This window comes from Salipiger sp. (assembly GCF_048261495.1).
Classification (GTDB): domain Bacteria; phylum Pseudomonadota; class Alphaproteobacteria; order Rhodobacterales; family Rhodobacteraceae; genus Salipiger.
This window is the reverse complement of the sequence record NZ_JBLXFX010000012.1, coordinates 1-12932: the sequence shown is the minus strand read 5'-3', so window position 1 is coordinate 12932 and position 12932 is coordinate 1. Positions and strand designations below refer to the sequence as shown.

13 protein-coding genes are annotated in these 12932 nt (G+C 69.7%); 9 read left to right on the top strand and 4 right to left on the bottom strand.

Translation table 11 applies throughout. The features are described 5' to 3' along the window. The first annotated feature begins 110 nt into the window (after positions 1-110). The 3 genes from ACN0RJ_RS19210 (at position 111) to ACN0RJ_RS19200 (ending at position 2019) form a co-directional block, all read left to right on the top strand. Positions 111-515: a DoxX family protein gene (locus ACN0RJ_RS19210; RefSeq protein ID WP_417725311.1), complete on the top strand. Its 405-nt coding sequence runs from the start codon at positions 111-113 to the stop codon at positions 513-515. A 263-nt stretch (positions 516-778) separates the two neighbouring features. Further along, positions 779-1480, top strand: a complete 702-nt coding sequence (locus tag ACN0RJ_RS19205; protein WP_417721983.1) for an SDR family NAD(P)-dependent oxidoreductase — start codon at positions 779-781, stop codon at positions 1478-1480. A gap of 11 nt (positions 1481-1491) precedes the next feature. Further along, complete coding sequence (locus ACN0RJ_RS19200) at positions 1492-2019, top strand: 2,4'-dihydroxyacetophenone dioxygenase family protein (protein ID WP_417721982.1); 528 nt, start codon at positions 1492-1494, stop codon at positions 2017-2019. A gap of 85 nt (positions 2020-2104) precedes the next feature. On the opposite strand, the gene ACN0RJ_RS19195 is transcribed toward ACN0RJ_RS19200, so the two are convergent. The 4 genes from ACN0RJ_RS19195 to ACN0RJ_RS19180 form a co-directional block, all read right to left on the bottom strand. After that, positions 2105-2560 carry a very short patch repair endonuclease gene (locus ACN0RJ_RS19195; protein WP_417725310.1) on the bottom strand — a complete coding sequence of 152 codons (456 nt, stop codon included), beginning with the start codon at positions 2558-2560 and terminating at the stop codon, positions 2105-2107. Positions 2561-2621: 61 nt separating this feature from the next. Continuing rightward, complete coding sequence (locus ACN0RJ_RS19190) at positions 2622-4106, bottom strand: PhnE/PtxC family ABC transporter permease (protein WP_417725309.1); 1485 nt, start codon at positions 4104-4106, stop codon at positions 2622-2624. A gap of 55 nt (positions 4107-4161) precedes the next feature. Next, the gene (locus ACN0RJ_RS19185) at positions 4162-4824 is read right to left on the bottom strand and encodes an ATP-binding cassette domain-containing protein (protein ID WP_417725308.1); all 663 of its coding nucleotides are present in this window, start codon (positions 4822-4824) and stop codon (positions 4162-4164) included. Next, positions 4821-5708, bottom strand: a complete 888-nt coding sequence (locus ACN0RJ_RS19180) for a putative selenate ABC transporter substrate-binding protein (RefSeq protein WP_417725307.1) — start codon at positions 5706-5708, stop codon at positions 4821-4823. The genes ACN0RJ_RS19185 and ACN0RJ_RS19180 overlap by 4 nt, the downstream gene beginning before the upstream one ends. A 262-nt stretch (positions 5709-5970) precedes the next feature. On the opposite strand from ACN0RJ_RS19180, the gene ACN0RJ_RS19175 reads away from it, so the two are divergent. Genes ACN0RJ_RS19175 through ACN0RJ_RS19150 form a run of 6 tightly spaced genes read left to right on the top strand, consistent with a single transcriptional unit; the run spans position 5971 to position 12753 of the window. Next, positions 5971-7008 carry a C4-dicarboxylate TRAP transporter substrate-binding protein gene (locus ACN0RJ_RS19175; RefSeq protein WP_417725306.1) on the top strand — a complete coding sequence of 346 codons (1038 nt, stop codon included), beginning with the start codon at positions 5971-5973 and terminating at the stop codon, positions 7006-7008. Between the two features lie 39 nt (positions 7009-7047). Then, the gene (locus ACN0RJ_RS19170; RefSeq protein ID WP_417725305.1) at positions 7048-7584 is read left to right on the top strand and encodes a TRAP transporter small permease; all 537 of its coding nucleotides are present in this window, start codon (positions 7048-7050) and stop codon (positions 7582-7584) included. Continuing rightward, the gene (locus ACN0RJ_RS19165) at positions 7581-8924 is read left to right on the top strand and encodes a TRAP transporter large permease (protein WP_417725304.1); all 1344 of its coding nucleotides are present in this window, start codon (positions 7581-7583) and stop codon (positions 8922-8924) included. Before ACN0RJ_RS19170 ends, ACN0RJ_RS19165 begins: the two co-directional genes overlap by 4 nt. Before the next feature lie 11 nt (positions 8925-8935). Then, entirely contained in the window at positions 8936-10483 is a 1548-nt protein-coding gene (locus ACN0RJ_RS19160) for an AMP-binding protein (protein ID WP_417725303.1), read from the top strand. After that, positions 10480-11676, top strand: a complete 1197-nt coding sequence (locus tag ACN0RJ_RS19155) for a CaiB/BaiF CoA transferase family protein (RefSeq protein WP_417725302.1) — start codon at positions 10480-10482, stop codon at positions 11674-11676. Before ACN0RJ_RS19160 ends, ACN0RJ_RS19155 begins: the two co-directional genes overlap by 4 nt. A gap of 42 nt (positions 11677-11718) precedes the next feature. Beyond that, positions 11719-12753 carry an NADP-dependent oxidoreductase gene (locus ACN0RJ_RS19150; RefSeq protein ID WP_417725301.1) on the top strand — a complete coding sequence of 345 codons (1035 nt, stop codon included), beginning with the start codon at positions 11719-11721 and terminating at the stop codon, positions 12751-12753. Positions 12754-12932: the final 179 nt, after the last annotated feature.

Below are 12932 nucleotides of genomic sequence, written 5' to 3'. Positions count from 1 at the left end.
TGGTTCGCGCCGATCGTAGTATGATATGAAGCACTTGCGGCGCGATCGACCCCGTCGCGCGCCGCGCCCGGTCCGGCAGGACCGCCGGAACATCCAGAAGGAGATTGTTCATGTCCGACAACAGCGCACCCCGATGGGGCTCGGAGATGCTGAGCGTGCTCCGCATCGTCTCGGCGCTCATCTTCCTGCTGCACGGCTCGCAGAAGCTCTTCGGCGTTCCGGCGACAGATCAGCAGCCGCCGCTGATGAGCCTGATGGGCGTCGGCGGAGTGCTCGAATTCGTCGGTGGTCTGCTCCTGCTCGTCGGCTTTCTCACCCGGCCGGTGGCCTTCGTGCTTTCCGGGATGATGGCGGTGGCCTACTGGATGTTCCATGCGCCGCAGAACCTCTTTCCGACCCTCAACGGCGGCGATGCGGCCATCCTCTACTGCTTCGTCTTCCTCTATCTTGCCGTGGTGGGCGGCGGGAAATGGAGCGTCGATGCCATGCGCGATTCCGCCCGCCGGGGCCTCTGAACGACGCGCTGGCAGGGCAGAGACCGCCGCCGTTCCGACGGGCAATGGGGCCGATGATCCCCTTGCCTTCCGACCGGGGAACCGGCTGACCGGCCCGCACGCGCGTCCGGCCTGCATCGGCGCGTCCGCGCCCTCCGTCTGCCCGATGCCGTGACATCACCCCATTGACCCCGCCGGTTCAGCGGATACCTTCGCCCCGACGGACCCCGGACGGAGGCAGCCGCAAGGCAGGTGTTCGCGCGGTCCCGGCGGGAGGGTGCAGCATGAAACAGGCGGTCGTGATCGGCGGCACGAGCGGGATCGGCGCGGGATGTGCCGGGGTCCTGCGGGACAAGGGCTGGCAGGTGACCGTGACCGGCGTCACCGGGGCCGAGGTCGAGGCCTTCCGTGCCTCCACCGGAATCGAGGCGGCCGTGCTCGACGTGCGCGATACCGGCGCGGTGCAGGCCTTCTTCGACGGGCGCGGGCCGCTCGACGGGCTGGTGAACTGCGCGGGCATCCTCGTGCGCGGGGGCGAATACGAGATCGAGACCTTCGAGCGCGTCATCGACATCAACCTCACCGGCACCATGCGCTGCTGCCTCGCGGCGCAACCGCTGCTGGCGGACACCGGCGGTGCCATCGTCAACACCGCCTCCATGCTCAGCTATTTCGGCGGCCCGCTGGTGCCTGCCTATTCCGCCTCCAAGGGCGGCGTGGCGCAGTTGACCAAGGCGCTTGCCGGACGCTGGGCGGCGGACGGCATCCGCGTCAACGCCATCGCGCCCGGCTGGATCGAAACCGAGATGACCGAGGCCCTGCGCGCCGATCCCGTGCGCAACGGTCCCATCCTTGCCCGCACCCCGCTGGGGCGCTGGGGCAAGCCCGTCGAAGTCGGGGAGCTGGTGGCATGGCTCCTGTCCGAACAAGCGGCCTTCGTCACGGGAAGCGTCTACCCCGTCGACGGCGGCTACCTCGCCATGTGAAGGAACATCGAATGTCGAAGGATACTCCGGACCACGATCCGCGCACCCCGTACCAGCTACCCTTTCCGGTGGATGCCCAGGACGAGATCGTGATCCCCAAGGCGATTGCCGAGGACGAACGGATCTGGGTGCCCCAGGCCGAGAACGTGTCGTTCCGGCCGCTCTGCCTCAACCGCAGCCAGGGCTACTGGATGAACCTCCTGAGGGTGCGGAAATCCGGCGTGCTGTCGCGGCACCGCCATCCCGCGCCGGTGCACGGCTTCGTGCTGAAGGGGCGGTGGCACTACCTCGAACACGATTGGGTGGCGGAGGAGGGCGGCTATGTCTACGAACCCCCCGGCGAGACGCACACCCTCGTGGTGCCCGACGACGTGACCGAGATGATCACCTATTTCCAGGTCAACGGCGTGATGCTCTACGTCGATCCCTGGGGCAAGACCATGGGCTACGAGGACGTCTTCACCAAGATCGAGATGTGCCGCAAGCATTACGAGGCGGTCGGGCTCGGCGCGGATTACGTGGACCAGTTCATCCGCTGACGGGGCGGGGCGGTCGGCGGTGCCCGACCGTTCCCCCTTGCCGGACCGTGCCGGCGCGACCCGCGTCCAACCCCCGGTCCGGCCATCACTCCGGCCGGGGCGGGCCTTCGATCTCCACCCGCTCCGCGCCCGCGACCAGCCAACCGGCAAGCTGCGACGCGGCGCGGTCGGCGCCCCGTCCCAGCGCGCATTCCCAGACCACCGCCACCCGCCAGCCGCGCGCGATCAGCTCTGCCTGCACCCGGCGGTCCCGCGCGACATTGGCCGCAAACTTCTCCTGCCAGAACGTCGTCCGCGTGGCGGGGGTCGAGGCCTTGCGGCACCCGGCATGGCGATGCCAGAAACAGCCGTGGACGAAGACGGCGGCGCGATGGCGCGGAAAGACGAGGTCGGGCGTGCCCGGCAGATCCCTGCGGTGCAGCCGGAAGCGGAACCCGAGCACGTGCATCCGGCGGCGCAGCGCGATCTCGGGGCGGGTGTTGCGCGCGCCGATCCCCGCCATCATGCGGGACCGCACCTGCCCGGAAACGACATCGGTCATGCCGACCCTCCTGCCCAGCCCCTGCCAGACTGCGGGCGGCGGCCGGGCGTGGCAAGACCCCTCAGCAGCAGTCGTCCCTCGTGCGCCGACCGAGCCCGGTTCCGAGACCGTGCCGGAGGGCGCGGGAGAGGGTGTCGACGGCGGCGGTCATGAGGCCGGTGGCGATCAGCAGCACGACGGCACGGTCGAGCCGCAGTTCGGCGACCGCGCTGTCGATGTAAAAGCCCAGCGTGGCGACCCCGAGCAGGCCCATGACCGCGGTTTCGCGCAGGATGATCTCCCAGCGGTAGAGACAGAGCGCGATGAACGGCCCGGACAGGCGCGGCGCCAGTTCGAACCCCCAGAGCGACAGGCCCGAGGGCGCGTCGCGGCGCAGCGAGGGCAGCAGGGATTCCCCCTCGCGCCCGAGCAGATGCGCGATGATCGCGCCGTTGTGCAGCGCCAGCGCCAGCACGGCGGGCAGCATCGAGGGGCCGAAGACCTGCAGGAACAGGTAGGCGAGCATGTATTCGGGAAAGCTTCTCAGCACGACCAGCGTCAGGTGGCCCGCCGCCCGCCCGACGCGCCCGGTGACGCGCGGCACGATCAGCCCGAACCCGGCAAAGGCCAGCGCCCCGGTCAGCACCAGCGCGATCTGCGCCACCAGCAGCGTTGCGACGAGGCCGGGAAGGATCTCGGAGGTCAGGAGCGGGCGCAGCCATTCGAGCAGCGCCGCGGCGTCGCCGCCCTCGCGCAGGGGGGCGGGCACGATGTCGTGGCCGAGAAAGCGCATCAGCGCGCCCGAGCCCATCGGCGGGCTCTTCAGCACGGCGAGCGTGGCGATGGCCGCGACGATCCAGAGCGGCACGAGGCGCGGCCGCATCCAGAGCCGGATCGAGGCGATCAGCGCGATGTAGCAGATCATGATGGCCGAGGCCGCGCCGTAGTCGCCCATGCGGAAGAAACTGTCGAGCTGGAAGCCCAGCGTCGGCAGCCCGACAAAGCCCAGCACCGCGCTGGCCCGCATCCCGCATTCCAGCCGGTAGAGCGTGTAGTGCCGCATCGAGGCCAGCGCCAGCGGCGCCCGGGCAAAGACGAACCGCGACAGCGCGTCGGTGCCGGGCGGCAGGACCTGAGAGGGGCGCTGGTCGGCCTCTTCCAGTTGCTCGGCAAAGACCTTGGCAAAGATCCCGGTGTAGGGCAGGGCGATGGCCAGCACCCCGGTGGCGGGAGACAGGCCGAGCACCTGCATCAGCATCAGCGCCCAGAACAGCTCGTGGACCGAGCGCAGGGCGATGCACAGCGCGCGCACCGGCCAAAGGTGGTGGAAGGGCGCAAGGATCAGCCCCGTGCCCGCCCCCGCCGCGACCCCGGCCACCGCAAAGGCCAGCGTCAGCCAGATCGCCCGGCCGATGCTTTCCACGGCCCCGAAATCCGGGCGCAGGAAGCCCGAGAGCATGCGCATCAGCGTGGCGGTCGGGTCGTGCCCGGCAAGCCCGAAATCCGCGAAGGGAAGGGCGATCAGCCCCAGCGCCACGAACAGCGTCACCACCCGCGGGCGGCTCATCCGGCGGCGCGGGGCGGCAAGGGGCCGCGAGGAGACGCGGCGTCGGGCCCGGGCCTCAGCGGGCATAGAGCGCGGCAATGTCGGCATCTCCCAAGGCGCCGGGCGCGGCATCGAAGGCGATCCTGCCCCGGCGCAGCCCCACCAGCCGCGTCGCGAAGCGGCGGGCGAGCGCGACGTCGTGCAGCGCCAGCAGCGCCGTGGCAAAGCGCGCCCGCGCCTGGTCGAGCAGCGCCGCCGCCTGGGTCTCGTCCACCGCCGACACCGGCTCGTCCGCCAGCAGCACCGCGCCGCCGCGCCACCAGGCCCGCGCCAGTGCCACGCGCTGCTTCTGCCCGCCGGAGAGCTCGCCCACCCTGCGGTCGGTCTCGTCCGACAGGCCGAGGTCGGCGAGGATCGGCGCGATGCCCTCGCGGTCGGCACGGCGGACATGCAGCAGCGAGCCGAGGTTGCGGACCGGCCCGTGATCGTCGAGCCGCCCCATCAGCACGTTCCTCAGCACCGAAAGCTGCGGCACCAGAGCGTGATCCTGCGGCACCAGCGCCACGCGCTGCGCCCCGGCAAGCCGGTCGTGGATCGCGTTGAGCAGCGTCGTCTTCCCCGACCCGCTGGGCCCCAGCAGCACGACCCGTTCGCCGGGGGCGAGCGCGAGGCTCACCTCCGACAGAACCGCCGTCCCGCCGTAGCCGAGCGTTTGCCGGTCGAGGACGGTCAGGGTCATTCGATGAGGCCGAGCTCTGCCGCGGTGTCCGCGATCGGCTGGAAGTCCTCGTTCTTCGCGGCGATGAAGGCTTCGCGCGGGAAGGCGGCCAGCAGGTCGGGGTCGTCCATGCCGATCAGCGCCGCCTGCACCTTGTCGGCAAAGCCTTCGCCCCAGCGCGCATCGACGTCGCCGCGGATCGTCCAGTTGTAGTCGGGATAGGGCGGGGTCTGCCAGATGACCTTGGCGGTCTCGATCTCGGGGGCGCCTTCCTCGACGGCCTTGTCATAGACCGCGTAGTTCAGCGCGCCGATCTGCCAGGCGCCCGAGGCCACCAGCCGCAGCGTCTGCGAGTGATCGCCCGAGAACCCCACGCGCGAGAAGAAGTCTTCGGGCGCCGCGCCGGTCTCCTGCCGGATCCAGTATTCCGGCATCAGCCGCCCGGAGGTCGAGGTCTTGGCCCCGAAGGTGAAGGTCATGCCCTTCGCCGCCTCGGGAAAGGCGTCCGAGGCTTCGAGCCCGGTGTCGGTGTTGGCGATGAAGTAGCTCACGAAGATCGGGTCTTCCTTGCCCTGCGCGATGGCACGGGCATCGGGCACGGCGAGCCGCGCCTGAACGCCGGTCAACCCGCCGAACCAGGCGAGCTGGATCTGATCGTTGCGGAAGGCGGTGACCGAGGCGGCGTAGCTCTTGACCGGCACGAATTCCACATCCACGCCCAGCTCGCCCTCGAGATACTCGGCAACCTTCGAGAACCGCTCGACCAGCCGCGTCTCGTCCTCGTCCGGAATGGCCGAGAAATACAGCGTCTGCGCAGCGGCGAGCCCGGCACCGGACAGCAGCAGCGCGAAGGACAGGCACAGGCCGCGCAGCAGCGGGCGGCGTTCGGATGTCATGGGGGTCATCATATCGTGTTTCCTGAAGATTTCATGGCGCGCACCGGCGATCGGCCGGGTCTTTCCCGCTCTCATTGACCCGGGTCGCGGCGTGGTTTCAAGCGGGATCTGCCCCGGTCGGGGTCATCGCGGCGGGCGGGGCCGCCGGCGCCGGGCCGGGTGTCGGTTTTGCCCGCATCCACCCGCGGGTCGGGCTGGTCATTCGGTGAATTGACTTATCATATATCGCAATTATAGTGCGCTTGCGTACAGAAATGCGGGGAGAGGTTTCATGGATCGCGCGAATGTCTTCAAGGGGGCGGTACTGGGCCTGGCGGCCGTCTGGCTCGGGGCGGGAACGGCCGGGGCCCAGACGGTGATGCGCTTTGCCGACTACGGTCCGAACCGCGGCACACGCGCGGAAACCGTGCAATGGCTGTTTTCCGAGATCGAGGCCCGAACCGAGGGCCGCGTCACCATCGACCAGCACTGGGGCGGCGCGCTGCTCGGGGCCAAGAACGGCTTTGACGGGCTGAAGTCGGGGGTCGCGGACATCGTGACGGTCACGGCGGTCTACGCGCCGCAGGATCTTTTCGCCTACCGCGTCGGGGATCTGCCGATCACCAGCGAAAACGAGGTCGCGCAGACCATGGCGCTCTACGAGCTCGCCACCACGAACGAGGCGATGCAGGAACAGTTCGACCGCGCGGGCGTGGTCTATCTGGCCAATTACACCGTCGGACCGATCCAGATGGTCTGCAACGGGGCCGACATCCGGAGCTTCGACGACCTGAAGGGCAAGAAGGTCCGCTATACCGCCGAATACGGCAAGATCTTCGAGGACATGGGCGTCACCACGATTTCCCTGCCGACGCCCGAGATCTACCAGGCGCTGAGCACCGGGCTGGTGGATTGCGCGCAGACCTATGCCTACACCACCCTGTCCTACAAGCTGATCGAGGTCGCGGACCAGTTCCTCGTCTTCGATCTCGGCACCCTCGGGTCCAACGGCATCTTCATGAACCGCCGCTCCTTCGAGCGTCTCGACCAAGCCGATCGGGAAACCGTGCTCGCCGCCGGTCGCGAGATGACCGAGCGCAATGCGCAGGCGGTGCGCGACGCCAACCAGGAGGCGATCGCCGCCTTCCCGCAGGGCATCGACGGCAAGTCCCTGACGGTGGTCGAGATCAGCGACGAGGACCGCGCCCGCATCGAAGCGGCCAGCCAGCCCTACATCGACGCCTGGATCGCGGAATCCGCCGATTTCGGCTTTGACGGTCAGGCCGTGGTCGACGCCTACAAGACGCTGATTTCGTCGAAATCGGAATGAGCGGCGCGGCGAAGCCTTCCGGGGACGGGGACCGAGATCATGGGCGCGGCTGATCGCCTCCTGGCGCGGATCGAGGCGGTGTTCCTGCACATCTCGGTCGCCGGAGCCCTCGTGATCGCGGCGATCCTGTGCTGGGGCATCGCCGCGCGCAGCACGCCGCTGCCGGGCCTGCCGGACGATATTCTCATCGTCCGGCAGCTCATGGTGGGCACGATCGCCGTGGCGCTCGGCCATGCCACCGCGACGCGGGGACATATCGCCATCGACCTGCTCTACCGCCACCTGCCCGCGCCGATGCGCAAGGCCTGCAACCTTCTCGCGCTGGCGGTCGGGCTGATCGCCTTCGGGCCGCTCTGCGTCTTCGCGCTGGAAGAGGCGGCGCGGTCCTACGGCGACGGTGCCTACATGTACGGCAAGCTGAAGCTGCCGGAATGGCCGGCCGAAGCGGCGTTCTTTCTCGGGCTGCTGGTGATGAACCTGCGGCTGATCCTGCTGTTCCTGCGGGATGCCCGGGCGCGCGCGCCCTTCGACGGCCCCGCCGAAGACGGCCCCGCCGGCGAGGGCCCGGCGCGATGACCGCCACAGCCATCGGAATCTGCGGGCTGGTCGCGACCTTCGTGCTGATCGCCCTGCGCACGCCCATCGCCTTTGCCCTGGCGGGCTGCGCGCTGGCCGGGATCTATCTAAACTTTGCCGCCCCGGGCGGGCAGGGGCCGGAGTTCGCGCTGGCGGTGCGCCCGACGCTGACGCTGGCCAGCGGCGCGATCTACGAGCTGTTCCAGTCCTACGACCTGTCGGCGGTGCTGCTGTTCATCGCGCTCGGCCACGTGGCCTTCGCCGCCGGGGTCACCACCGACATCTACGCCGCGGCGCGGGTCTGGCTGGCACGGGTGCCGGGAGGGCTGGCCATCGCCTCCATCGTCGGCTGCGGCGGGTTCTCGGCCATCTCCGGCTCCAGCGTCGCCTGCGCGGCGACCATGGGCAAGGTCGCGGTCCCCGAGATGCTGCGCTACGGCTACGGCGACCGGCTGGCCACCGGGGCGGTTGCCGCCGGGGGCACGCTGGGCGCGCTGATCCCGCCGAGCGTGCTGTTCATCCTGTTCGGCATCTTCGCCGAGCAATCCATCAGCAAGCTGTTCATCGCCGCGGTCATCCCCGGCCTGCTGTCGATGCTGGGCTACACGCTGGTGGTGCTGGCCTGGACCGCGCTGCGCCGGTCGGACGTGCCGTCGATCTCCGAGCGGTTCACGCTCGCGCAGCGCCTCTCCGCGCTGGGGCGGGCCTGGATCGCGATCCTGATGTTCGTCATCATCATCGGCGGCATCTACGGCGGCATCTTCACCGCGACCGAAGCGGCGGCGGTCAGCTTTGCCACCGTCACCCTGCTGGCCTTCGTCACCGGCCGCATCACGCGGTGCGCGTTCCTGTCCGCCCTGCGCGAGGCGGCGCACCAGACCGCGGCGATCTTCCTGATCGCGGGGGCGGCCAAGATCTTCGTCACCTTCGTCGCGCTCACCAACGTGGCGCCCTGGCTGGTGGGGCAGGTGGTGGCCTTCGACCCGGGTCCGGGGCAGCTCATCTTCGGCATCGTCTGCCTCTACGTCGTGCTCGGCATGTTCCTCGACCCGCTCGGCATCATGCTGCTGACCCTGCCCTTCACCCTGCCGCTGATCGAGGCGCAGGGCATGAACCCCGTCTGGTTCGCCGTGGTCGTGGTCAAGCTGCTCGAAATGGGCCTGCTGACGCCGCCGGTGGGCCTCAATGTCTTCGTCATCCATTCCGTGACCGAGCCGCGCATCGCCATCGGCCGCATCTTTGCCGGGGTCGCGCCGTTCTTCGTCATGGATCTCGCCGTGCTGGCGCTGCTGGTGACGATCCCGGCGCTGTCGCTCTGGCTCCCGGCGCAACTGAACTAGGAAGGACCGCCATGCGTTTCGACCCCCGACACTGGGCCCGCGAGGAGGCCGACAAGCCCGCGCTTGTCTTCGACACCGGGGAGAGCCTCTCCTACGGCGGGCTGGACGCGCTGGCCGACCGCTTCGCGCAGCTCTTCCGCGCGCACGGGCTGACACCGGGGGATCACGTGGCGGCCATGCTGCACAACGATCCCCGCCTGATCGCGGCGGTCTGGGGCGCCTACCGCGCGGGGGTCTATTTCACCCCGGTCGCCACCACCTTTTCCGCCGCCGAATGCGCCCATGTGGTGCGCAACTGCACGGCGCGGCTGTTCCTGGCCGACGACCGTTTCGCCGAGGCCGTGGCGGGCATCCCGGCGGGAATTCCGGCGCTGAACGGCTGCCTCGTCACCGGCGGCGCCCTGCCGCGGTTCGAGGATCTCGATGCCGCGCTCGCGCGCCAGCCCGCCACGCCGATCGCGGACGAGACGCCGGGCGCGCTGATGATGTATTCCTCCGGCACCACCGGCGCGCCCAAGGGCATCTGGCGCCCGCTGCCGACCCGGGACGAGATCGCAGAAGCCCCGCCGCCCTTTGCCGCCGACCTCATCGACATCTTCGACTGGCACCGCGAGACGCGTTACCTCTCGACCCAGCCGCTGTACCACGCGGCCGGGCTGCGCTTTGCCCTCGCCACCACGGCGGCGGGCGGCACCGCCCATGTCATGCGCAAGTTCGAGGCCGGGGCCGCGCTCGACCTGCTGGTGCGTCACCGGATCACCGCCTCGCAATGGGTGCCCGCCATGTTCCGCCGCCTGCTCGACCTGCCGGAGGCGGAGCGCGCGGCCTTTGCCGCGCCCGATCACCTGCGCGCGATCCACGGGGCGGCGCCGATCTCGCCCACCATGAAGCGCGAGATGATCGACTGGTGGGGGCCGATCCTGATCGAATACTACTCCGGCACCGAAGGCGTCGGCCTGTCGCTGATCGACAGTCACGACTGGCTGCGGCACCCCGGCTCCGTCGGCCGGGTGGTCAAGGGCGTGGGCCACGTGCTCGACGGTGACGGCACCGAGCTGCCGCCGGGCGAAACCGGGGCGATCCACTTCAGCGGCATCACCCCCTTCGCCTATTTCGGCGACCCGGAAAAGACCGCGACCCGGACCTCGCCGCAGGGCTACCAGAGCTTCGGCGACATCGGGCGCATCGACGCCGACGGCTTCATGTATCTCACCGACCGCATGGACGACATGATCATCTCGGGCGGGGTGAACCTCTATCCGCAGGAGATCGAGAAGGCGCTCGAGGAAATGCCCGAGGTCGCCGAATGCGCGGTGGTGGGGCGCAAGGATGCGCGTTTCGGCGAACGCCCGGTGGGCTTCGTGGTGCGCAGCCCGCGCAGCGAAGGGCCGGAGGAGGCGTTCCTCGACCGCTTCCACGCCTTCTGCAGGCAGCGCCTCGGCGCGACCAAGCAACTGCGCGAGGTGCATCTCGTCGCCAGTCTGCCGCGCAGCAACGCCGGAAAGCTCCTGCGCAAGGAACTGAAGGAACCGGTGCCGGCAGGGGAGGGCACGGCATGACCAGGGGTCCGCTGCACGGCATCCGCGTGCTCGATCTGTCCAAGGTGCTCGCCGGGCCGCTCTGCGCGCAATACCTCGCCGAGATGGGCGCCGAGGTCATCAAGGTCGAACCGCCGGTCAGCGGCGACGACACCCGCGGCTGGCCGCCGTTCCGCGCGCCGGGGCTGGGGGCGGTCTTTCTCAGCGCCAACCGCGGCAAGCGCAGCATCGCGCTCGACCTCAAGACCGACGAGGGCCGCGCCATCGTGCACGAGCTGGCCGCCGTCTGCGACGTGGCGATCGAAAGCTTCGGCACCGGGGTCGCGGAACGCCTCGGCATCGACCGCGAGACCCTGCGCGCGGTCAATCCGCGCCTCATCCATTGCAGCATCTCGGGGTTCGGGCGCACCGGCCCGCTGGCGAAGGCGCCGGGGTACGACGTGATCCTGCAGGCGTTCTCCGGGATGATGTCGCTGACCGGCGAAGAGGGCGGCAGCTTCGTGCGCAGCCCGATCTCGCCCGTCGACCAGACCACCGGCATCCATGCGCTCTCGGGCATCCTCGCGGCGCTCTACGCGCGCGAGGCGACGGGGGCGGTCGAGTCGGTCGAGGTCTCGCTCTACGACACCGCGATGGCCTTTCTCGGGTACAATTTCCAGAGCTTCTGGGAAAAGGGCGTGCAGCCCGACCGCTGCGGCTCCAGCCATGAATCGCTCTGTCCCTACCAGGCGTTCGAGGCGCAGGACGGCGCGGTGATGATCGGCGTCGCCAACGACAGTCTCTGGCGGCGGTTCTGCGCCGTGGCGGGGCTGGACGACGCGGTCCGCGACGATCCGAAATTCGCCACCAACGCGGCGCGCGTCGCCAACCGCGCCGAAACCCTGGCGCTGGTAAGCGCGGCGATCGCCGCCCGACCCGCCGCCTTCTGGGACCGCGAACTGGCCGCGGTCCGCGTGCCCTGCTCTCCGATCCAGTCCCTGGCCGAGGTGCTGGACCATCCCCACACCCGCGCCGGCGACATCGTGCAGAGCTACGACAAGCCGGGGGTCGGGACGCTGAACGGCATCGCGCACCCGGTCCGCTTCGGCGGTCGCGCTCGGGCCGTCGGCTCAGCGCCGCCATCGCTCGGCGAGGACGGCGACGGGCTGCTTGCATGGCTCGGCCACTCCGACGAGGATATCGCGGAGCTGCGCGCCCGTGGCGTGCTCGGTTGAGCGCGCCCGCCACACCGATCCCGTGCCGCCGAAGGAGCATCCATGCCGCGTGACATTCCCGCCTATTCCCGCCCCGACGCCAACCGCCGCGTGCTGCTGAGCACCCGCCCCGAGGGCATTCCCCAAGCCGGGCATTTCACCATCGACACCGCCCCCGTGCCGGAACCGGGCGAGGGCGAGATCCTGGTGCGCAACATCTACCTCTCGGTCGATCCGGCGCAGCGGGGCTGGGCGGCGGACGTGGCGAACTATTCCGAACCCGTGGCGCTCGGCACCCCGATGCGGGCGCTGGCGGTCGGGGTGGTGGTGGCCTCGCGCCACCCGGAGGTGGCCGAAGGCGCCTTCCTCTACGGCTTCTTCGGCTGGCAGGATTATGCCGTGGTGACGCCGTCCGCCATCCTGCACCGCTGCACGCAGGACCTGCCGCTCGAAGTCTTTGCCGGTCTCTGCGGCATCTCCGGCGTCACGGCCTATCTCGCGCTGACCCGGCTCGGCCGTCCGACGCCCGGCGACACGCTGCTGGTCTCCACCGCCGCCGGGGCGGTCGGCAGCTGCGTCGGCCAGATCGGCCGCAGCCTCGGGTGCCGGACCATCGGGCTGACCGGCAGCGACGACAAGGTGGCGCGCTGCCGCGACACCTTCGGCTACGACGCCGCCTTCAACTACAAGACCGCCGACCTCGCGGCCGCGGTCGGCGCCGCCGCTCCGGAGGGGGTGAACGTCTATTTCGACAACACCGGCGGGACGATCCTCGACACGGTGCTGCGGCGGATGGCGGTCGGCGGGCGCATCGTGCAGTGCGGCACGGCCTCGGTGTCGAGCTGGTCGCCGGTGCCCACCGGGCCGCGCAACGAACGCGAGATCCTGACCCGGCGTCTGATCTGGTCCGGCTTCGTGATCTTCGACCACATGGAGGCCTATGACGAGGCCTGCACCGCCCTCGCGGCGCTTCTCGCCGGGGGGGAGCTGCAGTTCGCCACCGACATCCGCGAGGGATTGCACCATGCCCCCGGCGCGATCGCGGATCTCTACGACGGCCGGAACGAGGGCAAGTCGCTGATATTCATCGGAGATTGAGCGGTCCGGCGGCCGGGGTCGGTTCCGTCCGATACGGTTATCTTGAGTATGATATGCTTGCGTACCAAACTGCCTTCCGCTAGACTCCCTCCCGTATCGCCGCGGGGAGGGTCAGATGGATTTTGATTTGAGCGAGGAGCAGGTTTCGATATTCGGGATGTGCCGTGAGTTCGGGTCTG

Excerpts from the sequence above, each read along its gene's own strand:
- ACN0RJ_RS19210 (WP_417725311.1), top strand. The coding sequence starts at position 111 with ATGTCCGACAACAGCGCACCCCGATGGGGCTCGGAGATGCTGAGCGTG.
- ACN0RJ_RS19205 (WP_417721983.1), top strand. The coding sequence starts at position 779 with ATGAAACAGGCGGTCGTGATCGGCGGCACGAGCGGGATCGGCGCGGGA.
- ACN0RJ_RS19200 (WP_417721982.1), top strand. The coding sequence starts at position 1,492 with ATGTCGAAGGATACTCCGGACCACGATCCGCGCACCCCGTACCAGCTA.
- ACN0RJ_RS19195 (WP_417725310.1), bottom strand. The coding sequence starts at position 2,560 with ATGACCGATGTCGTTTCCGGGCAGGTGCGGTCCCGCATGATGGCGGGG.
- ACN0RJ_RS19190 (WP_417725309.1), bottom strand. The coding sequence starts at position 4,106 with ATGAGCCGCCCGCGGGTGGTGACGCTGTTCGTGGCGCTGGGGCTGATC.
- ACN0RJ_RS19185 (WP_417725308.1), bottom strand. The coding sequence starts at position 4,824 with ATGACCCTGACCGTCCTCGACCGGCAAACGCTCGGCTACGGCGGGACG.
- ACN0RJ_RS19180 (WP_417725307.1), bottom strand. The coding sequence starts at position 5,708 with ATGACCCCCATGACATCCGAACGCCGCCCGCTGCTGCGCGGCCTGTGC.
- ACN0RJ_RS19175 (WP_417725306.1), top strand. The coding sequence starts at position 5,971 with ATGGATCGCGCGAATGTCTTCAAGGGGGCGGTACTGGGCCTGGCGGCC.
- ACN0RJ_RS19170 (WP_417725305.1), top strand. The coding sequence starts at position 7,048 with ATGGGCGCGGCTGATCGCCTCCTGGCGCGGATCGAGGCGGTGTTCCTG.
- ACN0RJ_RS19165 (WP_417725304.1), top strand. The coding sequence starts at position 7,581 with ATGACCGCCACAGCCATCGGAATCTGCGGGCTGGTCGCGACCTTCGTG.
- ACN0RJ_RS19160 (WP_417725303.1), top strand. The coding sequence starts at position 8,936 with ATGCGTTTCGACCCCCGACACTGGGCCCGCGAGGAGGCCGACAAGCCC.
- ACN0RJ_RS19155 (WP_417725302.1), top strand. The coding sequence starts at position 10,480 with ATGACCAGGGGTCCGCTGCACGGCATCCGCGTGCTCGATCTGTCCAAG.
- ACN0RJ_RS19150 (WP_417725301.1), top strand. The coding sequence starts at position 11,719 with ATGCCGCGTGACATTCCCGCCTATTCCCGCCCCGACGCCAACCGCCGC.